A 21228-nucleotide genomic window follows, 5' to 3' on the forward strand; every position below is an offset into this window, starting at 1 on the left:
TTTTTTATACAGTAGGGTCTGACGGTACGTCTGACCCTTTTTCTGCGTAAAAGCCACAGTGACCAACGCGTAGAAAAAGCTGAGAAAGGGTCAGACGTACCGTCAGACCTGAAACGAACCTCGGCTTACTCCTCCCCTTAAAACGACTCCCCGGTGAAGATGTAGAAGCCGGTGCCTTCGCGGGTGAAGCCAACGTCGAAACGGAGGAATACGTCTTTCTTCGGATACAGGAAATAGCGCAGCCCGACGCCACCGGAGGGGCGAACGTATTTAAACTGCAGCTCACGCGGGCGATTGGCCACCGCACCGGCCGCCACAAACGCAGCCGCACCGAATCGTTTGCTGAACGGAAACGGCAGCAGTCGGTATTCCAGTTGCGTGGCTACGTAGTTTTTGTCGCGGTACCGACCGGCGTAGTAGCCCCGCATGATGATCTCACCGCCCATCAGGGCCAGTTGGTTGAATGGCACACTGCCGTTCTGAAACATCCCCACAGCCTGCCAGGCCAGCACCTGGGTTTTACCGATGGTTTTATACAGTCGGGTGTCTATGTTAAGCGTCCCGAACGTCAGCGAACTGCCCAGAGCCCGGTGGTAGCGCAGGTAGGCGATCTCGCCAAAAGCACCTTTGCGGGCATTCAGCGCGTTATGTCGGCTATCGTAGACCAGGCCCACACCAACCCCGAAATTTGCTGATCCCCGCCCGCCAATGGGAATATCGTAGGCAAGATTGTCGGGCTGACGGAACCGGACGTTGCTCAACCGCTGAAAATCGATTTCAATGCCACCAAACAGATTAGGAACAATACGGTGCAGCGCCCGTTCCCGGATCTGGATGTTGCCGGCTTCGACCGTAGCCGGTTCCCGCATAGCAACGCCGGGACCAATGCCGTAGTAGAGCAACGGAAACTGCTGAAACCGCGCCCGGCCCAGAAAGTACCATTTGTCTTTGTCGGTGTACAGATTGTGGTCGATGTTCAGGCCGTATTGCCCCATCAGCGTTACAAACCCAAAAGCCTGCGCTTCGCTGAGCCGATTTAGTTCGTAATCGTTCTTGGCGTGGTACAGATACAGCGCCGACAGCCCCACCTCAATACTGGTTTCGGGAGCATAGCTCAGGGTTGGATACACCAGAAAGCGCGGCTTTGCCGGTGAAGCCGTGTCATTAATGATTTTTCCCGCCATGGTCTGAACCCAGCGCCACGGACCAAACCGCGATTGGGCCAGCACCTTTTCGGAGGAAAAGAGCAGCAAAAACAGCAAGGCTGAGAAGGAAACCTGGCCTGGTTGGATAAGCGTAGTCAATTGGTGTGACGGTGAATTATTTTCAACTACAGTATAACACAATATCGACCCGGTTGATTGCATAACTTGGCATTTTGCCTGATTTCGCCGTATTTTAGCCATTCGCAGGTGGCAACGTTCCTCGCACATGTTCAAAATCTATAGCTCCTCCGCCGGTTCGGGAAAGACGTACACGCTGACCAAAGAGTACCTGAAACTGGCACTCCGCCCCGGGCAGCGCGACGATTACTTCCGGCATATCCTGGCCATTACGTTTACCAACGCGGCTGCCAACGAAATGAAAAACCGGATTCTGGAGCGGTTGCAGGACATTGCCGGTGGGAAAGAACTGCCTTTGCTGGACGATCTGGTGCAGGAGATTCAGGGCATTGTACCCGGCACCGACGCGTTTACTATCGCGAAAAACGAACTGCGAAAAAAAGCCGGTGATGTTTTCCGGACCATCCTCCACCGCTACTCCGATTTCTCCGTAACCACCATCGACTCGTTCACGCAGCGGGTGGTGATGGCCTTCACCGACGAACTGGGGTTCCCGTATTCGTTTGACGTGGAAATGGACACCGACGAGGTGCTTGAACTGGCCATCGATAACCTGATCGAAAAAGCTGGTACGGAAGAGATGGATGAAATCACCACCATCCTGAGCGAATACTATACCCACACCGCCACCGAGGGAAAAAGCTGGAACCAGCTCCCGGATCTTCTCCGGGACTTTGGCCGCAACCTGACCTCCGACCAGTTTTATGAAGCCGTTAATGCCGCTCAGGAATTATCACCGGGTGCCGTACGGGCCATCCGGGCTCAGTTAATGCGGCATAAAGAACAGTTCGAGGCCGATATTGTGGCCGTTGGTCAGAAAGCCTGGACTTTGATTACAGACGCGGGTCTGAGCGAAGCCGATTTTAAAGGAAAATCAACGAGCGTAGCGTATTATTTTAAAACGATCTGTCAGAAAGACTTTCAGAAAGAACCAACCGCAACCCACCGTAAAATTATCGATGGTAATGACTGGTACGATAAGAAAACGCCCAGGCCAGTCGCGGAATTAATTGATCAGATCAGCGATCAGCTTTGCGACTGCTTCCATCAGATCGAAGCCATCCGGACGGAACGGCAGACGCAGGTTGCGCTGTTCGAATGCCTGCTGCCTCACCTCCAGAAACTCGCTCTGCTAAAACAGATGCGGCTGGAATTTGATGAACTGCTGCGCAAAGACGGACGGGTTCATATTTCCGAATTCAATAAAAAAATCCTGTCGATTGTCGCTACGGAGCCCGTGCCGTTTCTGTACGAGCGACTCGGCACCAAGTTCAACCACATCCTGATCGATGAATTTCAGGATACCTCGCGGCTGCAGTTTGCCAACCTGATGCCCCTGATCGAAAACGCCCTGGGTGCGGGGCATTTTAACCTGGCCGTAGGCGACGGTAAACAGGCAATTTACCGCTTCCGCGGGGGGGATATGGACCAGATTGTAGCTCTGCACCGGAAAAACCTGGAGGGACTCAAACAGGCTCATAACCCAAACTCATGGACCGCCGACCGGATCGATATGATCGCGGATCATCTGAACAGCGAGGTGTTGGGAACGAACTGGCGAAGTGCGCAGCCGATTGTGCAGTTCAACAATCAGTTTTTTGAGTTTACCGCCCGGCGATACGAAACCGATCACCCAAAAATTGCGGACGTATTTGATCCGGCGCAGGAGTTCCACCAGGAACCGTCGCCCAAAGCCCGGGCCCTCGGCCACGTGCAGATCGACTTCGTGGCTAAAAACGAAGACGAAGGACTGGACCTGACCGCGGCCATGCTCGACCGGACGATGGAGTACCTGAAGCGCGCCCTGGCCGATGGATATCAATACGGCGATATCGCCATTCTGACGCGTAAGAAAGCCCACGCCAAAGCCCTGGCCAATGAGCTGAACGCCCGCCGGATACCGCTGGTTTCGGCCGATTCGCTGTCGCTGGAGTTTTCCGATCCCGTCAAGTGGCTCGTAACGCTCATGGAGTTACTGCAGCGTCCGGATCAGCAACTGCTGCGCTACGAACTGTTGTACCTGTTTCACCGCGTTATTCGGGGTATCTTTCCCGACGACAAACTGACGGAAGAGCTACGTGCCATCGCCAACAACGACGATGTCTCGGTGCTGTACGATTACCTGGCCGCACAGGGTTACCCACTCGATCCCTACGCGCTGGGACAGCTCAATCCCTACGAGCTCGCCGAGCGGCTGACGGCCCAGTTCCGGTTGTTTGAGCGGACAGAGCATAACCCCTTCCTGTTCCGCTTTCTCGATGAAGTGCTGACCTTCAACCAAAAGCAAAGTGGCCACCTCAGTGATTTTCTGCTGTACTGGGAAACCGTCCAGGGAAAGGTATCAATTGGCGAGGGTGAGTCGCGCCAGGCCGTCAATATCCAAACCATCCACAAAGCGAAGGGGCTTGAATACCCGGTCGTGATCATTCCGTTCGCCAACTGGCAGGTGACGCCCAACCACGACAGCATGATCTGGCTGGACCTGTCGGCCATCCGTACCGACGCGCTGACCCACGAGCACGCCCCCGGTCAACTCGCCCGGTTGCTTCACGCGCCCGCCTTTACGACAGCCAGCCTTAAACAGACACCTTCGGCCGTGTCGGCACAGTATGATGAAGAAATGACCCGTACGTTTCTCGAGAACATGAACCTGCTCTACGTGGCCTTTACCCGTCCAACTGATCGGCTCTACGTGATCAGTGAAGCTAAGGACTTCAGTAAAGGACCAACGAACACCGTCAGCCACTGGTTGCATGCGTTCCTGAACAGTTCGGAAGTGGCACAGGCCTGCGGTTGTACGTGGCACGAGGGACAGAGTCGTTACGTGCTCAGCGAATGTTTTGAGGTGTTTACGCACCGCCAAACGGAGACCCAAACTGACGAAATCAGCCTCGACGAAATCATCAGTGGTCACCGGGGGCAGGACTTACAGCTGCGCCGGCAGGCCGAACGTGTTTTCGACGTAGCTACCTTCGAGCGTACCCGCGAGCAGGACCGTAAGCTCTGCGCGGCACTGAGCCTGATCAAAGGACCGGAGTCGACCGAAAAAGCCCTGCGTCAGCTTGTCAGCGAAGGGGTTGTGCGGGCATCCGAACGGGATCTGCTCCGCAACCGGCTAACCCAGGTCATTACCCACCCGGAACTGGCTTCCCTCTTCGACGCATCGCTCCGTATCGATACCGACCGTAGTATTCTGAGTAAGCAACACCTGCACGGTGCCCCCCACCGGGTTGTGCACCAGCCCAACGGCAGCCTGACGCTCGTGCAGTACCAGAGCTTACCCCCCACCGATGACCACACCCGCACCCTTCGGTACTTTACCCGGCTTTACCGCGACATGGGCTATCCGGATGTAGAAGGCAGATTGGTCTATCTGGCCGATACGCCCAACGTAGTGCGGGTCGTTTAATGCAACTTTATCAGTTTACCGTTCTCACTTTCAAGTTGATACACAAACCCAGTTTTGTTCTGTTTTCCTGGCTGACGATTCAGTCAGTCGCTGGTGTAGCTCAATCTACGGCGCCCGCTACGTCTCCCTACCAGCTCCGAACGGGCCGCGAAGTAACCTTGCTGGGCGTGGGGATAGCGGCCGGCACCACCTCGCTGATTCTTGAACAACGGGTTGCCCCACTCACCCCGGATCAGGTCCGGGCGCTCGACCGAGCATCGGTCCCCGCCTTCGACCGGGGCGCTACCCGCAACTACAGCCTCACCCTCGACCGCATCAGCGACGTAACGCTGGCCGGCAACGGAGCCATTGGGGGTGCACTGGTTCTGGGAACCCGTCCGATGCGTCAAAATTTCAAGACCATTGCCGTGATGTATGCAGAAACGTTCATCTTGGCGAACGGATTGCAGCGTTGCATGAAGAACCTGACGCAGCGAACCCGGCCGTTTGTGTACAATCCGGAGGCCCCCCTCGATGAAAAACTGGTTCGGGATGCCCGGCAGTCGTTTTTCTCCGGCCACTCAACCAACGCCTTCGCGACGGCCGTGTTTACCGGCGAAATCTTTCGGCATTATTTTCCGCAGTCGCGCTGGAAAGCGGCCGTCTGGGGCGGGTCATTTGCGCTGGCAGCCACGACTATGATCCTGAGCTACGAGGGAGGCCGGCATTTCCCAAGCGATATTCTGGCGGGGGCTGTTTTTGGCTCGGTCGTGGGTTGGGGCATTCCCAAACTCCATGAGGTACGTACCGGTAATCGTTCAGCCTGGGTTCGTCAACTGGACGTTCAACCGTGGAGCACTGGCCAGGCTACGGGCGTTTTTGTACGGTGGACGCCGGTTTATCCGTAAGTTTGTACCCTACCATTTCATTACCTCACCACCCGGTTCTGATCGTGACCATTCGCTGGCTTACCTGTTCGTTAATTCTGACGCTTCAAACACTGGTCGGTTTCGGCCAGGTTGCCGCCGATTCAGCGGGTACGCAGCAGCCGACCGGCCGCTTGCCCAACCCCTATGCCCTGAGCTGGAAGGTAGATGGAATCCTGCTCGGAACGGCGGCTGTTACGGGGCTTACATCGTATCTGCTGGAACAGCAGGTGACGCCCTATACCGTAGCCGACCTGAGCCGGTTTGACCGCAGTCAGGTGAATGCGTTCGACCGGGGCGCTACGTACAACTGGTCGCCCGGAGCGTTCCGGATCAGTGACCAGGCCCTGACGGGTAATTTTGTTGCCACCGGCCTGATTGCGCTGCCGGTGCTGTTTCGACATAAAGGCTGGGCGACCGTACCGCTTATGTACATTGAAGTGCTGGCCGTACCTACGCTGTTTCAACAGACCGTCAAGAACATCGCCCTCCGAACCCGGCCGTACGTGTATAATCCCGGGGCTCCCCTGGAACCCAAGCTTGTTGCCAACGGGCGGCAGTCGTTTTTTTCCGGCCACGCTGGTACCGCCTTTGCGTCGGCGGTGTTTGCCGCCGAATTATTCAGGCAGTATTACCCGAACTCGAAACTTAAACCCGTCGTTTGGATAGTAATGCTGGGGCTGGCGTCAACCACGAGCTACATGCGATACGCGGCCGGCTACCACTACCCCAGCGACATTCTGGCCGGAGCCGCGCTGGGGTCGTTTCTGGGCTGGGGCATCCCGAAGTGGCACGAAGTCAGAAACCGGCCGGGACTGGGTCAACGGATGACCATTCAACCGTGGCATACTGGGCAGGCGAGTGGGCTCAGCATGCGCTTATTGCTTGATTCTCGCTAATTTTGCACCAATGACGAAGATTACCGATCATATCCGCAACGCCAACGGCAAACCCATTTTTTCGATTGAAGTCATACCGCCGGTTAAGGGCGATACGCTGAAAAATCTACTGGACAACATCGAGCCGCTGATGGCGTTCAAGCCACCGTTCATCGACGTAACGTACCACCGCGAGGAGTACATCGAACGACCCCTGCCCGACGGCACCATCCAGAAAATCGTTACCCGCAAGCGCCCCGGAACGGTCGGTATCTGCTCGGCGATCATGCACAAGTTTGGTGTAGATCCTGTACCGCACGTCCTCTGTGGTGGCTTCACCCGCGAAGAAACCGAGGATTTTCTGGTCGACCTGCACTACCTCGGTATCGACAACGTACTGGTGCTGCGGGGCGATCCGGCCAAGCCGTTCAATACGTTCAAACCGAAAGACAACGGGTATTCCTACGCCAGCGAACTGGTCGAGCAGGTTGCCAACATGAACAATGGGGTGTACCTCCACGAAGAAGACACCGCCCTGTCGCCCAGCGACTTCTGCATTGGCGTGGCCGGCTACCCGGAAAAACACTTCGAAGCCGTCGACCACGAGATCGATTTTCAGTACCTGAAGCAGAAAATTGATAAGGGGGCAGACTACATCGTCACGCAGATGTTTTTCGATAACCAGAAGTACTTCGACTTCGTCGGGAAATGTCGGCAGGCGGGCATCACGGTGCCTATCATTCCAGGCCTGAAACCGCTCAGCACCCGCAAGCAGCTTCAGGTGCTCCCCCGTATCTTCCACCTTCAGATGCCCCCGGACCTTGTCACGGCCGTTGAAGCGTGCGAGAACGACCAGCAGGCCCGGCAGGTTGGCATTGAGTGGTGCATTCAGCAATGCCGCGAACTCATAGCCGCCGGAGCGCCCGTCCTCCACTTCTACACGATGGGCAAAGCGGACAATATTGCAAAGATTGCGAAGGAGGTGTTTTGAAGGAGGAAAGGAGGAAGGGAGAAGAGGAGAAAAGAACTTCAACCCTTCTTTCCTCCCCTTCCTCCTTTCCTCCCTCTCTTCCCTTTCCTCCCCTATTCCTTCCCTTCCTTCAGCAGCCGCAGCAACACGCCGTTTGTCCAGCCGAAGCCGTCCTGCAACGGGTATTCGCCCCCTTTGGCTGCGGCCGTGCTGATGACATCGTATTTCTCCACCATTTTTCCGGCGGCTTTGTAGACCCGCAGGTTTTCGGTTACCCAGTTCAGTTTGACCTTATTGGCCAGTTCGGTCTGGTTATAATTACGCAGCCCCTGAATGGCCAGCCATTGCAGCGGAGCCCAGCCGTTGGGCGCATCCCACTGCTCACCGGTGCGCACGAGCGTAGTGGTCAGACCGCCCGGTTTCAGGAAATCGCGCTGCAGGATTTTGGCAACGCCCTGCGCCTGCTGGGGTGTGGCCACCTTAACAAACAGGGGGTAAACGGCCGCCAGTGAATAGACCGTAGCCTGCCTGCGGGCCACGAAATCGTAGTCAAAGAAAAACTGACGGCGCTCGTTCCAGCAGTACTTCTGGATTGCGTCGCGCCGTTGCTGCGCCAGCAGCAGGTACATCTTTGCCCGTCGCTGATCGCCTTTCAGCCGGTAGCCCTCGGCCAGCGTTCGTTCCAGATTGACCAGCAGGCTATTCAGATCCACCGGAATGAAATCGGTGGTGTGAATAGTTCGTAGATTTTTCCCATCGCGAAACCACCGGCTGCTGAAATCCCAGCCCGATTCAGCGCCTGCCCGGAGGTGACGGTACACAGCTCCCGCTTCTTTCTCATTCCGGTTCAGGTTTTTCTCAACCAGGTTGTAATCTTCCTTGTACGACTCGGGGCGGGGCGTTTCGCGGTCGTCGTAATACCGGTTCAGATAAACGCCCTCCGCCAGCCGCACAACCCGCCGAAACGTTGGGTTTTGCTCCGTCAGCTGTGCCTTGCCATGCATCCAGAAGTTATATTCCTGCTGCAGATACGGCAGGTAATTGACCAGCACCCGCCGGCCCTGGGTTTCGCTCAGCAGATTGACCATGAACGAAAAAAACGGCGGCTGCGACCGCCCCAGAAAGTACGTCCGGTTGCCGTTGGGAATAAACCCGAACGTACGGATCAGATAAGCAAAATTATCGACCATGTTCCGGATCAGGTCCGTTTTCCCCGAGGCCTGAAGCCCCAGCATGGTAAAATAGCTGTCCCAGTAGTAGATTTCGCCGAAACGCCCCCCGGGCACTACGTATGACTTGGGCAGCGGAATCAGCGAGCCGGCCTGACGTGCCCCCGCCACACCGGGCCGGGTTAGCACCGGCCAGAGGTCGATGATGTGCTGCTGCGCCGATTGTCCGGCCTTGCTGGTATAGCCCGATGCGGGTGTGATCGGTAAGGTAAAATGCTGCTCAACAAAGGTCTTCAGATTGAAATCACGCCGTTGTCTGGCTTTTTCATAATTGGCCAGAATGGTGGCGGGCGGAAACTTGGGTGTACAATCCGCGAATGTTTTTGAGTCCGGAAACACGGATTTGAGCTGAACGTCTTTGAATAAGTTGCCAAACTGCTGATCCGGACTCTGCCAGGACTGTCCCGACCGGGCCGGACTCATCTTTGTCTGCCCGGTTTGCGGAGCAGTTTGCCCGGACGAAACCGGAACCAGTCCAAAAAGAAGTAGTGTAATCGACCAGAAACGCTTTTCTATTCCTTTCATGCGGTAATCTTTACGGTACATACAACATACCGGTTGATCAACTTGTTTTTACCCACTCAAAACGTCATTTCGCAACGAATTCAGTCTAATTCGTAAACCGGCAGCGGGCGAATGTCTTCGTTTTTTCGTTACTGTATGGAAAGGGCCGCTGTCTCTGCGCAGGAAGGCATGCCCGGGTTTCCCTTGTCTGAACAGTCTGTTTCCTTGTCCGGTCGCTTAAATTTTGTTAAATATAAATGCCCTTTACAGGGAATCAGAGGGCTTTTATAAATCATGGGGTCACGTTTGGGGTCACTGGCCCTGTGCAATCAGCACAAAAAAGCCCGGCACTAGCAGCGTCGGGCTTTCGCTATCCACACCTAAAAACAAACCACCGCATCGGCGGTCCGACGCATCGGCGGTCCGACGCATCGGCGGTCCGACGCATCGGCGGTCCGATCATTGCATGACTTCGTATATCTGCTTGCCGTTTCGCCAGATCATTTTTAGCACTTGACGCCGGTTAGCTTCCTTACTCCGATACCCGATGTGTACCCAGGCGGCATTGCCCCGGCTGTCTGGATTCTCCAGAATTAACTGGTCGAAGTCCAGATCGGCCCGGACGTAGGCGAACACCGTATTATTTGAAATTGTCTTTAGTCCATCGCAGTCGATATCCACTGCCTGACCCAGCATATGCGCCGACGTTTTACTACCACCGATGGCTTTGTTCAGGGCCGGACTTCGATAAAAACTGGTAATGGGTAACTTGCCAAAGCGGTCGAAGAGGGGCACGATGACGTTATGATACGTGCGGACCATGTTGCCGTAGTGTTCAGAGGTGGGCACGTTGGTGATTCCCTTCCGGATGGCCGTGGCTGATTTTATGGCTTCCCGGAACGTGAGGTACGCACCGAAATCGGGAAACAGATCGGCTACGCGACCCTCACCCAGAAAGTCAGCGGCCATATCCAGATCACTCATTTCTTACGTCGTTTTAGGTCCTGCTTAATCGCTTCCTGATTCTCCAGCCCCTTTTGCTGGTTACGGATCACAGTCGAGTCGGTAGCCCGTTCGTGATGCTTCAGATCGTTCAGTTCGCTACGCAGGGATTTAACCTCGTTGCGAAGCGACTTGACCTCATCGGCCATGGCCTGTAGTGCTTCCGAGAATCCAACCTGCACCCGTTGGCCTTGCTGTTGCCCCTGTAGATAGGCAACCACCGTGGTCAGGATCAGCATAAAGGCCAGTCCCCTACCCAAATCCATCAGCGCGTCCTGGCGTTTTTCCAGCTCAGCCGCCCGCTGCTCAGGACTATACGTGTCCGGAACGGGGCGTTGGTAGTAGCTGAGCACAACACCACCCAGCATCAGGGCTGTAAACGTTGCGAAGGTTTCCCAGGGCCAGGGATTGAGCCGGGGCGCTATGAACCCGAACGCTGACAGCCCACAGCCGAGCATACCGACATAAATTGCCGTTTTCCACACACGCCCTTTATCAGGCGGAGCCAGCAGCAGCATCCCGTATTGAAACAGGGATGACAGGCTAACCAAAACGAAAGGGATAAGCATCGCGTTGTTCATTGTTAAGTCTTGTCATCATCCGTTGAGTTGTTGTTATTCCGGGTCATCTGGTACGCCTTCCACAACCGCTGCACGAAGTCGCCAAAGTTTGCGCTTTCATCGAAGTACTTTTTCAGCAGACGCAGGCCCTTTTCGGCCGGTATGCTGACCAGAAACCCCGCAAAGGCGACCACCAGCACGTTCCAGTGGTTCGACAGGGCAAGCATCGCCAGCAGGCCCACGAAGACAATCGCGGCAAACTGCGAATACAGCCGCTGTAGGAGCGAGTAGTTTTCTCGGTTCTTCGTGTTGACAAACTGGAAACCGGCACCCACAAATATGAAAAACAGCACAAAAGCGAAGTCAACCGGTCGCACGGCTCCAGGCAATTCCATAACGTTTTCTCGATCTCTTAGCAGGTTAGGCAAATTGCCCGGTTGTAGGTGGCCGACGTGGCCCGGGTGGATAGCCAAAGCGGGTGGTCCAATGGACCACCCGCCCGGAAGTTAAATCGGTGCCAGGATGCGGGTCTCTTCGCACTTGGCAGACCATTCGATGGTGACCTGCCAGCGGTGGGAAATCTCGGTACCACTGACGATGCCGTAGGTGGGTTTGATGACCGCTTCGATGAAGGTGCCACCGCCCGCGCCGGCCTTCATGCCGTATATGTGCTTACCCGAGCGGTAGGCAAACAGCACGTTGCCGTTGCACTGCAGGGCCGTCATCAGCTCGTACATCTCATCCGAGTCGTCTTCCAGCACCAGCGTCACCGTGCGGGTCGAGCGGCCCAGAATCGATGAGGAGCCGCCCCGGGTCGTCTTGTAGTTCAGGGTCGCTATTGGCTTCTCGCCGTCGACCACCTTGAAGTGGCGGATCGGGTGGGGAATTGCCGTCGGCGTCGATTCGGGACCGCCGGTGTTGGTCAGTCGGGGCGTCCAGCTGGCGGCTAACGTGGGATCAGCTTCGAGCGCACCGGCCCGGTCGGTGAAGAAAATCTCCGAAATCAGCTCATCGTTAAAGACTTCGCAGTGATCAGGAATGACCGGCATGGACCCCTCAACGCACAGGTCATCGCTGCATTCAGGGCAAAACAAGTTAGTCATGTGTGAAACGGGGTTATGCCGGGCTATCTCCCGACGTGTGAACAAATATAAATACTATTTACAAGCGTACAATATGTTTGATAAACGTATTCTAAACCAAACGGTTCAGCCCTCAGCAGTCCAGGGGCGTCAGCACCGCTGCCCCCGAGGTACCGGCCGGTACGTCCACCAGACAGGCCGATCCGTTCTGGGCCGTGCCCGCCTTCACGCTCGTCCCCAGACTCGATACCGGCATGACCACCTCGATCGTAAAGGCTCCGTAGTCGGTGGGTGTAATCCGGGGTTTGGCTTCAAACGACAGTGCCTGCACCGAGCGCAGGATCGAGCCGTCACCGTTCAGATAACTCACCTCGAAGACTTTGTGCAGACCGGCCATGCTCAGCGCATCGGCTACACTTTCGCTGGCATCCTCGATGCGGAGCGTCCAGACTTTGCGCACCTGCCCACCGGTCTTTTCGTCGCCCGAGCGCTCCTCGATTTCTTCGTAGGTAGGTCCCGTCAGCTCACCCTCCACCAGAAAGCGCTGCTGAAACCCGTAGGAGCCGTACAATAAATCACCAATCCGGGTGTCGTTCACCATGCGGATTTCCAGCAGATCGCAGAAACCGCACTTGACGGCGAAGGGAGCCGAGTAAGCCGGGCCGATCTTGAGCCGGTAGACGCCCTCGGAAAGGGAGCGCAGCGCGCCCGTGCCCCACTCCATGATCGGCTCGCCAATGTTGATAATATAAAGCGTGTTGCCGTCGGTCATCCTGAACAGCGTGGCTTGCCAGCCGCCCCGGTCTTCGCCCGTATCGGCATCGACAAAGTTGCCCCCATCGACGCACCAGGGCGAACTCTCCAGATCATCCGGCATGGGTACGGCCAGCACGAACGGCATGAGGTAGTTGGGCCGCGAGATCGGTACGCCCGCCCAGCGCTCCCACCCCTGCCCGGTGGGTCGACACGAGGCCAGCAGCGCCGGGTTCTGGGCGAAGGGCATGGCCGCTCCGCCTACGCCCTGCAGGCCGTCACCGCCCGGTTCGGGTAAGGTCGGTAGCTCGGGAGCCGCGGCCCGGTCGAAGGTAAAATCAAAGGTGTAGTCAAAGGTCGTTAGGGCCATATCTCGCGGGGGTTAGTCACATCCGTAAACGGTTAATTTGCCGGGCAGTTCATAGGTACCACAGTTGCCATCGGTGTAGATAATCATTTCCTGATTCGTCAGCACGAGGGTCGGGTCACCGCTGCAGTAGGTCTGCTCATTGTAGCGGGACACCTCCAGTCCCGCTGGTGCGCATTCGCCCTCGCCACCACCACCGCCATTGCCACCACCGCCACCGCCATCGCCCGGATCCTGCGGGTCTACGACCGTCACCTGACAGCGGCTACCGGCCAGCACGTCGAGGGTGATCGTATCGGCTACGGGATCGAAGCTGATCTTGGCCAGTTTGGCCAGCTCGAAGCGATTCGTGCGGACGTAGCCGTCGAGATTGATAGGAAAGTCCGCGCAGCAGACCGGCACGGTAATGCCCTCCTGCCTCCGCGTGGGCTTTAGCTCCAGCATGGCCATCTGCAAACCCGGGGCTACCGAGCCGTCGGCTTTTTTGATGGCATTCACCCGGCCGGCCGAAAAGCCTACGCCGTGGCGGTGGTAGTCGAGCATGAGCATGGCCGCCGACTGAAAGCCGTTCAGCCCCAGCCCCACGTCGAGGGCATAGTCCTTGTAGGTTTTGATGGAAATGTCGCGTACCAGTTCGTAACCCAGCCCGGGCGTCATGGCCAGCTCACCCAGAAAGATCGCTTCGTCGGGTACCGACTCGGGGTATTTGTAACCGGCCAGCAGGTCGGTGTAGATGCGTGAGGCCGTGCGGGTATTGGTTTTGACCTGGCCTTTGTCGTCTCTGACTACGCACTGATCTGTGAAGAGAATATTACCCTGGCGGAATTCGCGCACGTCGCTGCTGGCATTGTTGGCAATGACCAGCTCCTCCACCGCGTAGAGCTCATCCAGATCAACGCTTTCGTTGTTGGCTTTGGCCAGATTTTCCGGGAACTTCAGCAGGTTCAGCGTCACGCGGCCGCGCCGGACGTAGCTACGTTCGGCAAACCAGCTGTAGTGCTCTAAACGCAGTAAGCCCGTCTCGGGATCGATGATGTGCCAGACGTTGTGCAGGGCTTTTAATTCCTCCAGCATCTCTTTCAGGGTCACCACCAGCTTGACGGCCGGGGTAACCGACGCCGGGCGTTTGGCGTCCGAGCCGGCCATGATGATCCACATCAGGTTGGGGCGCTTGGTGACCGGGTTCACCGGCAGCGTATAGAAGTCGGTTTTCAGAATCTGGGCCAGCCGCCCCGCCGGGGTGCCGTAGGTGCTATCGACCAGCAGTTTGGTCAGCATCGGTACCAGCGGGTAGCCCTTGGGGTACAGATGCAGCTGGGAGGTGGGACCCGTGCCGATGTTGTTGCCGTCGGGCAGCTGGAGTACCATCTGACCGGCCGGGTTGGGCTTGAACTGAAAGTAGTCGCCGTAGGACGCGTAGAAGAGCTGCGCCGGCGGCACGGCTGTGCTCGCGCCCGGGGCCAGCAGGTTGATCGGTGTTTCCCAGACCCTATACAGCGCGTCGTAGCCATCGCGCGGGTTCACGCTCTGCACCTCGGCTTTGCAGTCGACGTGGTTCCAGCGAACGGCCGCCATGTTGAAGTACCCCTGCCAGAGCAACTGATCGGTGACGGGGTTGCCTTCGTCGTCCACCGTCCCGGCGCAGGTATTGGTAAACACGCGCAGGTTGATTTCCACGCAGCAGGGAAAGCGCTCGTGCTGGGTATACAGCCAGCGGTAGTCATCGCCCGAGAGCGTGACGTTGCCCTGCAGTTTGGTGCGGTAGTAGAGCTCACCCGACTGGCGTTCACTGGCGAATTTCCAGTCGGCCTGACCCGCTTCGACGCGCCGGACCTGGGGCACGCTGGCGTCGAGCTGGGGCAGGGTGATTTCGACGATTAGTTTCATACGCGGGGTGGGTCCTGAAGGCTGGTATGGTTGCCGTCAATAACGAGTATCTTGCCGTTAGCCAGTGGCACAATCTGCTTACCGGGTTTGGTGTTGCGTTTGATTTCGGCCAGCTCCCGGCTCATGCCGTCGATGCGACCCTCCAGCCGGCTGAAGTCGTAACCGGCCGGGGTCGTAGCCGTGGCCAGCTGTTTAGTGACCACATCGGGCAGACCGAACCCCCGGGCCATGAGCGCGGCAAACGCCCGCCGGGGATCGTCTTCGTTCAGCGCGTCGAGCACCTCGTGGTACTTCTCCGAACTCTTCGCATTGGTTACCCATTCGCCCCGCTCGACTTCGATATCGGTGCCGTCGATGCGGTGACCACCCCGCTCGTGGGTGCGGCCCGACAGGGGAATCCGGCCCCCTTCGCGAAGTTGAGTAATAGCTTTCGCCCGGGCTTTGACCGATGCGATCGTGCCGATGATGGTGGCGATGGCCCCGAGCGCGAGAATAATGCCCACGAAGGGAATCTTGCCGTAGGTTTTAAACATCTCCGTGATGGCCACGACGGTGTTGGATACCGTCACGGCGTTGTTGGAGACCTGAGCCGCCAGATCGAGCACCTGCTGGGTAGCCAGGGCTTTGCGCCGTACGGCTTCCTCTTCGGCTTTCTGACGCTTCAGGTCTTCCAGTTCGGCCCGGCGTAGCTTGAGGTTGTTGGCCGCGCCTTCTCTGTCGCGTTCCTCTTCGACGCGGACCTGTTCTTCTTTGGCCTGAATCTGCTGATCCAGCAACCGGATGCGTTCTTCGCTGGCCTGAATGATGAGCTGGGTCGTTTCCTGCACCACCCGCGATACCTGATCGACGGCCTGTAAAAAGAGTTCCCGTTCGGTTTCATCTTTGAAGCTCTTACTGATACCCAGCAAATCCCAGATGTCGCGATTCGCCGGGCTCAGCAGTTCAATCTCCTTACGCTTATCCTTCAGGGCCTTTACGTACGCTTCCAGGCGCTTAATCTCTGGCGTGTTGGCAATGTTGGCCTGACCTTCCAGCGCTGATATCTGCGACTCACCGGAATAGATTTGCGCGTCGAGCGTATCCAGCTCGTTACGTTTGGCAAATTGCGTACCGGTCTGGTCATCCCCTTTCCGGCGAAGCTGAATGTTGGAGATGGCAATGGACTCAATGTCGCGCTGACCCCGGATGATCTGATCAAAGACCAGATCGCGCCGTTCGCGGGCCTGTTGTTTCACCAGGGCGGCATACTTGCCCGCGTTCTTTTCTTCAGCGGCCAAGAGCTTTTCCCACTTTTCATCGAACGCGGCCAGCTCCTCACTGTTACCCAGTTTGACGTAATCCAGCCGGGCGTTCTGGTACTGGTTGTACATTTCGGCATACTTGCCCGCATTCTGCTCCTCACTGGCTAAGATTTCCGCCCACTTGTTATCAAACAAAGCCAGCTCCTGTTCGGCCGTTCCGCGCAGGGTGTTCAGCAGTTCCCGCTCCTCACGGATGCGCCGGACCCGAATCTGCCGGTCCGCTTCGACGTCGACGGCATTTCGACGCTGCTCAAACTGCCGGGCAATGTCCGGCGCGTTCTTTTCAAGCGATACCGACTGATCGGCGACGACCTCACGCTTACCCGTCAGCGGATTGATGCGGGTCTTATTGGATGCGGCCAGCTGAAGTAACTTTTCAAACTTCACCCGTTCGGCATCGACTTCGGCTTTGTCGAGCCGGGCCTTTTCCAGAATGTAGGCTTCGCCGTCTTTTTTCAAAGACTCCAGCTTGTCTTTTCCGAACTGCTCCTGCAACTTTTCGTACTCCTTCACGTACTCCTCCTGCGCTCCAAGCAGTTCGCGCTGCTCATCCTGATAGGCTTTCAGCCGGGCTTTGGCCGCTTTTTTTTCTTCGCTGGTCGGTCCCGTTGTTGGCGTTGGGGCTACTACGGCCGGCTTGCCTTCGGCCCGGCGAATTTCGCCTTCGAGTCGCTTAATTTCCTCTTCACCAAGCTTTTTATCTAGCTGCTTGAGCCGAATTTTTTCCCGAACCTGCTTGATCTGATCCTGATAGCCTTTAACCGTAACCTGGGTTAGTCGAACCTCGCGAATCGCATTTTCGCCCGACAGCGTAGCCAGTTGCTTTTGCAGATCAATCTGCTGTTTGCCCCTCCGCTCAAGAATATCGACCGTGATTTCAAAATACGATGCGTTTAGATTTTGCTCCTGAGCCTGGGGACTAATCCGGCGACGGCCCGACGCAAAATCCCGCGCCAGCCGGAGCCGGTCAGCGGCTGATAACTTTTCCAGCTCCACCACCGATTTACCCGATGCCAGGGCCAGATCCTGCAAGGCCTTCGACTGACCCGCAATGGAGGCCGTTAACTCATCCTGCACTTTCTTGATCTTTTCCTGACCCAGTGCAATCCGGATTTTCTGCTCATACAGCCCGTTGACCACCCGCAAGCGCTCAGCCAGCAGATCAGTCGTAACGGCTTCGGCATTGAGCTTACCCAAAAATTCGGGGTACTTCTGGTTTAACTGCTGAATCAAACTCAGCCGGACCTGTTCATTGTCATTGGCCAGGGCAATAGCGCCAACCAGTCCGTTTAGTTCCAGTTGCTGTTTACGCAGGTCTTCAGCGGGCGAATTAGTCACCAGATCGGTTAGTAAACCAAGAAACTCACCACCGACCTGAAGCGCTACCCGGAAGGCACCACCTAAACCCGAATTACCCAGCCCTACCGACAGCCGGTCCACCTGATCTGAAAAGTTCGACATCTGGCCTTCGAGGGTTTTACTTACGGCCGCCGTACTTCCGGCTACCCCGTTGAGTTGCCCAAATTTTAGAATCGCTTCCGTTATATCCTCGCTGGTTGCTTTGACCGTCTGGGAGGTTCCCTTAAAGGCCAGCGTTACCTGATCGCCGGATTTACTAGCCCGGATGCCAAACTCTTTCAGCCGCTCAAATTCCCCGCTCTGCGCGTCCAGAATAGCCTCCGTAAGCTGATCAATACCCTTGCCCTGCGATGCAGCTAAATCCCCGATATTGATGAGCTGTTCTTTAGTGGGTACCAGACCCCGGTTAGCCAGCTTTACGAACGCTTCGGTTACTTCATCGACCTGGGAGGGTGAATTGGCCGCGTAGTCGGCAATGAGCCTAAGATTTTCCTGCGCTACTGACCGGCTACCGAGCGCGTTGGTCAGCACCGCTTCGTACTTCTCAAACTTACCCGTCGTGTTGACAATGGCCGTACCTGCGGCCAGTATGCGGTCAACCGCGAACGCCCCAATTACGTAGTCTTTGAGCTTACTGAAGATGTCACCGGCCCCGCTGGTGGACTTCTTTACTTTTTCAACGCCGTCGGAGGCTTCACCCAAAGCCGTTTTGATTTCGTTGATCCGGTTTCGGGTCGCCGTCAGATCGCGCTGCAACTCCTGATAGCGACCGGCGGCAATGAACTCATTCCGGCGCTTGTTGAGGGCTTCGTATTCGTTTTCGAGCCGGGCCACCTCGCGCCGGAATGATTCCTGCGTCGCTTCAATTTGCTGATACACCCGTACCTGCTGTCCGAGCGCCTGATTGTACCCCTGTTGCTGTTTTGTGAAATTGGCAATGGGGTTCTTTTGGGAAAGCGACTGAAGCCGATCATCGAACGATGCCAACTCGCTACCCGCTTTTTCTAGATTGGCCAGCAGGTCGGAAATGTCAAGATTGTACTTGGAGGTGATTTCCTGCGTCATGGCTACGTTGTGTAAGCGGTTAAGTCTTCCCGTTTATCAGAAACGGCTCCCTTGCCCGTAACGGAACCTATTCGGTACCGGAAGCGGGGCGATTTAAACAGATAGTCGCAGTCTACACTGAACGTAGACCTCTGGCCCGGTTTAAGGTCTATCCGAAACTGCTCGGTTTTACCCAGAAGCGCCAGTCGTTTGGCATAGACCCGAACCAACATCATTCCCTGCAAGGGTTGACCGACCGGTGCTTGTATGGCGAAAAAGTAGCGAAACAGGCCCGGCTGGACTTTCTTAACAATTAGGCTATCTATCATTTTCGTTAATGCTTTGAGTAGGCTGAGGCTAGATGATCTTGCCGTTCCACCCAGGCACTGTATAAATGCCAGAATTCAATAGTATCTATTCGCTTCAGTTCAGCTACGCCTTCCGCTCTACCTTCCGCCATTGATAGTAACAGCTTCGACCAGTACGCATCACGATCAACTACTTGCTTTCGAACGGTAATGGGCTTGGCGTTTGCAGGGTCATGTCGACTGTTGGTACGGCTGAAATACTTTGGATGAGTGATTTCCAGGATTCGGCGGTAATCTGTAGGTAGCTTAACGCCAAGTGACTGAAAAAAAAAGCGCTGATACCGCTCCAATCGGCTATTTTCTGCTTACCCAGTTCAAGGCTGTATGACTTGCGGTCTTCATCTTCGCGGTTAATAAACAACGTGCAGATGTAGTACAAAGGAGCCGCCTTGATCGACATGTCAGCCGCTGCTTTGATGATGTTATCGACAATAATGGCCGCATCAGCCAACTTGCCGTCATTAAGCGCATCGTGAACACGGCGCATGTCGGCTACCAGCACTGTCGACTGTCGACCGAGTGTAGCGTACAAACCGAACTTCTCAAGCCAACCATCACGCTCTACCGACAATCGACCTTCCCGTTCAACATAATACGTATGCCCGTTGGCAACAAACGATGATGCTGAGGGGTCCAATTCGACCGGATACAAATCAGGGTTAGTCATAGGGGAAACAGCTTAGCGCGAACACTGGAAAACAACCCGCCAAACCAGACCGCACAACCGGCCGTCAGCAGGGACAGGATAAGATTTACGTGCGTAAAATACCAGTAATACACGTAGAGCGAAACCCAGAAGCCCATCTGCCCGGCTACGCAGTACACGCAGGTCAGCAGGGGTTTGAGGATGGTTTCCACCCGGCTAACGCGCCGTTGCAGTTTGTCGGGATTGTCCACAACCGGGCTTACGTAGCGGTCACCCAGCCAGTACAAGAGCCGTGCCCACGGTGCCAGCAGATTGCCCGGCTGGGTCAGGATGTTTACGTAGCTGTCGGCCAGCAAACCACAGCTAACACTCAGCAGGAGTGAGATAAGTAAGAGTGTCGAGACAGTCATGTTGGAGGGTGTATGTAACGGTTAAATCGATACCAAAGGCGAAGTAGGGCGGAAACAAAAACTGCGAACGCGTCTGTTCGTAGGTGTAGCGGGCAAACAGGTTGGTGTTGCTATCGGGTACGCCGGTGATGGTGACCGACAGGTTCTGAATGGGACCCCGGCCCGATTCTTTGGCCGTACGCAGGGTATTGCCGATGGCGTTCATGATCATGGCCGGTATGGCCGCTTTGGGCGAATCTCCGGCTTCAAACAGGGCGCTGTTCCCCCAGGCCACCAAACGCAGCGTTGACTGCCATTTGGCCCGGCCGTCAACGCTGCGGGCATTCCCATCTTCAAAGTAAACAATCAGCCGCTCCGACTGATCGGGCACCAGGTCAGGGTACTGCCTGCCGGATGTCGTACAGGTCGATGGCTCCGATTCCAGACTGATCGGAAAGCGGTGCACCCGACGGTCGGCCCCGTTCTTATCTTTACTGAACCGATCCGTTTCCAGCACCTTGACCAGCCCCGCCAGCCGTGAGATGAACGGCAGCGCCCGCAGGCTTTCGGCCAGGTAGTAGGCGATGAGTAGGTTGATCATAGAAAATACTGGCTAACTTAGTTTGTGATTTTACAAATCAAACCCAATAATTTGCCTTCATTGTCTCAGAATACACTTTTCTGATTTGTAATTTTACAAATACTGGTTTACAAGGTCGGTCACATCACCCGCGGCATCGGCTTGAATCTGCTCAACTTCCGGTGCCGTGAGCTTCAGAAAATTGCCGTAGCGTTTCAGATTCCCCAGCAGCACAGCCTGGGCATCCCGGTCGGAAGCTCCCGTCAAAACCGAATACCGGTAGCCGTTTCGCTCCTGACTGATCACCTGCAGCGAGCTCCACATCCGACCCGAGTAGAACAGATTCACGTTACCACCCGAGCGGCCCTGCGCCTGACGAAGACCGCCCCAGGTGCCTTTCTTGGCCGGCTTCGACGGTGCCGTGTAGGCCCTGCCCCCGGCGTTGAGTTCCTTACCCCGAAACGAAGACCGGTAGACCTCCGTATCCGAGTAGGCCGCAAACGAGCCGTCGACCGATATGCCGTCCCGGATCGAGCGCTCCTTGACCAGGGTAAGCCCTGTTTGCCCCATGCGAAGGGCAATGGTAGGCGCTTCGGCTTCCAGCGCCCGGATCATGCTGGCAATCTTGGTCTGGTATTCGCTCGTGCTCATG

18 protein-coding genes are annotated in these 21228 nt (G+C 56.3%); 4 read left to right on the forward strand and 14 right to left on the reverse strand.

The window, feature by feature from the left end; all coding sequences use genetic code 11:
* Positions 1-137 precede the first annotated feature (137 nt).
* A complete protein-coding gene (locus DYU11_RS11430; RefSeq protein ID WP_119667803.1) occupies positions 138-1304 on the reverse strand; it encodes a BamA/TamA family outer membrane protein in 1167 nt (388 codons plus the stop codon).
* A 127-nt stretch (positions 1305-1431) separates the two neighbouring features.
* Here DYU11_RS11430 and DYU11_RS11435 point away from each other — a divergent pair, with 127 nt between their 5' ends.
* The 4 genes from DYU11_RS11435 to metF are packed head-to-tail and all read left to right on the forward strand — an operon-like array spanning position 1432 to position 7526.
* A complete protein-coding gene (locus DYU11_RS11435; protein ID WP_119667804.1) occupies positions 1432-4752 on the forward strand; it encodes a UvrD-helicase domain-containing protein in 3321 nt (1106 codons plus the stop codon).
* Between the two features lie 35 nt (positions 4753-4787).
* Entirely contained in the window at positions 4788-5639 is an 852-nt protein-coding gene (locus DYU11_RS11440; RefSeq protein WP_229365784.1) for a phosphatase PAP2 family protein, read from the forward strand.
* Positions 5640-5683: 44 nt separating this feature from the next.
* Positions 5684-6556 (forward strand): phosphatase PAP2 family protein, encoded by an 873-nt coding sequence (locus tag DYU11_RS11445; protein WP_119668308.1) that lies wholly within the window; start codon positions 5684-5686, stop codon positions 6554-6556.
* 10 nt (positions 6557-6566) lie between these two features.
* Positions 6567-7526, forward strand: coding sequence for a methylenetetrahydrofolate reductase [NAD(P)H] (gene metF, locus DYU11_RS11450; RefSeq protein ID WP_119667806.1), 960 nt, complete (start codon positions 6567-6569; stop codon positions 7524-7526).
* Positions 7527-7618: 92 nt separating this feature from the next.
* On the opposite strand, the gene treF is transcribed toward metF, so the two are convergent.
* From treF to DYU11_RS11515, 13 genes are all read right to left on the reverse strand, one after another.
* Positions 7619-9157, reverse strand: a complete 1539-nt coding sequence (gene treF, locus DYU11_RS11455; protein WP_119668309.1) for an alpha,alpha-trehalase TreF — start codon at positions 9155-9157, stop codon at positions 7619-7621.
* 540 nt (positions 9158-9697) lie between these two features.
* On the reverse strand, positions 9698-10222 hold the full coding sequence (locus DYU11_RS11460; protein WP_119667807.1) for a D-Ala-D-Ala carboxypeptidase family metallohydrolase: 525 nt from the start codon (positions 10220-10222) through the stop codon (positions 9698-9700).
* Positions 10219-10809: a hypothetical protein gene (locus DYU11_RS11465; RefSeq protein WP_147367921.1), complete on the reverse strand. Its 591-nt coding sequence runs from the start codon at positions 10807-10809 to the stop codon at positions 10219-10221. The genes DYU11_RS11460 and DYU11_RS11465 overlap by 4 nt, the downstream gene beginning before the upstream one ends.
* Positions 10810-10823: 14 nt before the next feature.
* Positions 10824-11195 carry a hypothetical protein gene (locus DYU11_RS11470; protein WP_119667809.1) on the reverse strand — a complete coding sequence of 124 codons (372 nt, stop codon included), beginning with the start codon at positions 11193-11195 and terminating at the stop codon, positions 10824-10826.
* 111 nt (positions 11196-11306) lie between these two features.
* A complete protein-coding gene (locus tag DYU11_RS11475; RefSeq protein WP_147367922.1) occupies positions 11307-11903 on the reverse strand; it encodes a hypothetical protein in 597 nt (198 codons plus the stop codon).
* 112 nt (positions 11904-12015) lie between these two features.
* Complete coding sequence (locus DYU11_RS11480; RefSeq protein WP_119667811.1) at positions 12016-13005, reverse strand: hypothetical protein; 990 nt, start codon at positions 13003-13005, stop codon at positions 12016-12018.
* Positions 13006-13017: 12 nt separating this feature from the next.
* Positions 13018-14889 carry a hypothetical protein gene (locus DYU11_RS11485; protein WP_119667812.1) on the reverse strand — a complete coding sequence of 624 codons (1872 nt, stop codon included), beginning with the start codon at positions 14887-14889 and terminating at the stop codon, positions 13018-13020.
* A complete protein-coding gene (locus tag DYU11_RS11490) occupies positions 14886-18614 on the reverse strand; it encodes a tape measure protein (RefSeq protein ID WP_119667813.1) in 3729 nt (1242 codons plus the stop codon). Before DYU11_RS11490 ends, DYU11_RS11485 begins: the two co-directional genes overlap by 4 nt.
* A 2-nt stretch (positions 18615-18616) precedes the next feature.
* Positions 18617-18922, reverse strand: a complete 306-nt coding sequence (locus DYU11_RS11495; protein WP_147367923.1) for a hypothetical protein — start codon at positions 18920-18922, stop codon at positions 18617-18619.
* Positions 18923-19091: 169 nt separating this feature from the next.
* Complete coding sequence (locus DYU11_RS11500) at positions 19092-19628, reverse strand: hypothetical protein (RefSeq protein WP_119667815.1); 537 nt, start codon at positions 19626-19628, stop codon at positions 19092-19094.
* Positions 19625-20017, reverse strand: coding sequence for a hypothetical protein (locus tag DYU11_RS11505; RefSeq protein WP_147367924.1), 393 nt, complete (start codon positions 20015-20017; stop codon positions 19625-19627). Before DYU11_RS11505 ends, DYU11_RS11500 begins: the two co-directional genes overlap by 4 nt.
* Complete coding sequence (locus tag DYU11_RS11510; protein ID WP_119667817.1) at positions 19971-20597, reverse strand: hypothetical protein; 627 nt, start codon at positions 20595-20597, stop codon at positions 19971-19973. Before DYU11_RS11510 ends, DYU11_RS11505 begins: the two co-directional genes overlap by 47 nt.
* Positions 20598-20690: 93 nt before the next feature.
* The gene (locus DYU11_RS11515) at positions 20691-21227 is read right to left on the reverse strand and encodes a hypothetical protein (protein ID WP_119667818.1); all 537 of its coding nucleotides are present in this window, start codon (positions 21225-21227) and stop codon (positions 20691-20693) included.
* Position 21228: the final 1 nt, after the last annotated feature.

This window comes from Fibrisoma montanum (assembly GCF_003583365.1).
Classification (GTDB): domain Bacteria; phylum Bacteroidota; class Bacteroidia; order Cytophagales; family Spirosomataceae; genus Fibrisoma; species Fibrisoma montanum.

Coding starts and splice junctions, on each gene's coding strand:
- DYU11_RS11435 (WP_119667804.1), top strand. CDS start 1,432: ATGTTCAAAATCTATAGCTCCTCCGCCGGTTCGGGAAAGACGTACACG.
- metF (WP_119667806.1), top strand. CDS start 6,567: ATGACGAAGATTACCGATCATATCCGCAACGCCAACGGCAAACCCATT.
- treF (WP_119668309.1), bottom strand. CDS start 9,157: ATGAGTCCGGCCCGGTCGGGACAGTCCTGGCAGAGTCCGGATCAGCAG.
- DYU11_RS11460 (WP_119667807.1), bottom strand. CDS start 10,222: ATGAGTGATCTGGATATGGCCGCTGACTTTCTGGGTGAGGGTCGCGTA.
- DYU11_RS11465 (WP_147367921.1), bottom strand. CDS start 10,809: ATGCTTATCCCTTTCGTTTTGGTTAGCCTGTCATCCCTGTTTCAATAC.
- DYU11_RS11470 (WP_119667809.1), bottom strand. CDS start 11,195: ATGGAATTGCCTGGAGCCGTGCGACCGGTTGACTTCGCTTTTGTGCTG.
- DYU11_RS11475 (WP_147367922.1), bottom strand. CDS start 11,903: ATGACTAACTTGTTTTGCCCTGAATGCAGCGATGACCTGTGCGTTGAG.
- DYU11_RS11480 (WP_119667811.1), bottom strand. CDS start 13,005: ATGGCCCTAACGACCTTTGACTACACCTTTGATTTTACCTTCGACCGG.
- DYU11_RS11485 (WP_119667812.1), bottom strand. CDS start 14,889: ATGAAACTAATCGTCGAAATCACCCTGCCCCAGCTCGACGCCAGCGTG.
- DYU11_RS11490 (WP_119667813.1), bottom strand. CDS start 18,614: ATGACGCAGGAAATCACCTCCAAGTACAATCTTGACATTTCCGACCTG.
- DYU11_RS11495 (WP_147367923.1), bottom strand. CDS start 18,922: ATGATAGATAGCCTAATTGTTAAGAAAGTCCAGCCGGGCCTGTTTCGC.
- DYU11_RS11500 (WP_119667815.1), bottom strand. CDS start 19,628: ATGACTAACCCTGATTTGTATCCGGTCGAATTGGACCCCTCAGCATCA.
- DYU11_RS11505 (WP_147367924.1), bottom strand. CDS start 20,017: ATGACTGTCTCGACACTCTTACTTATCTCACTCCTGCTGAGTGTTAGC.
- DYU11_RS11510 (WP_119667817.1), bottom strand. CDS start 20,597: ATGATCAACCTACTCATCGCCTACTACCTGGCCGAAAGCCTGCGGGCG.
- DYU11_RS11515 (WP_119667818.1), bottom strand. CDS start 21,227: ATGAGCACGAGCGAATACCAGACCAAGATTGCCAGCATGATCCGGGCG.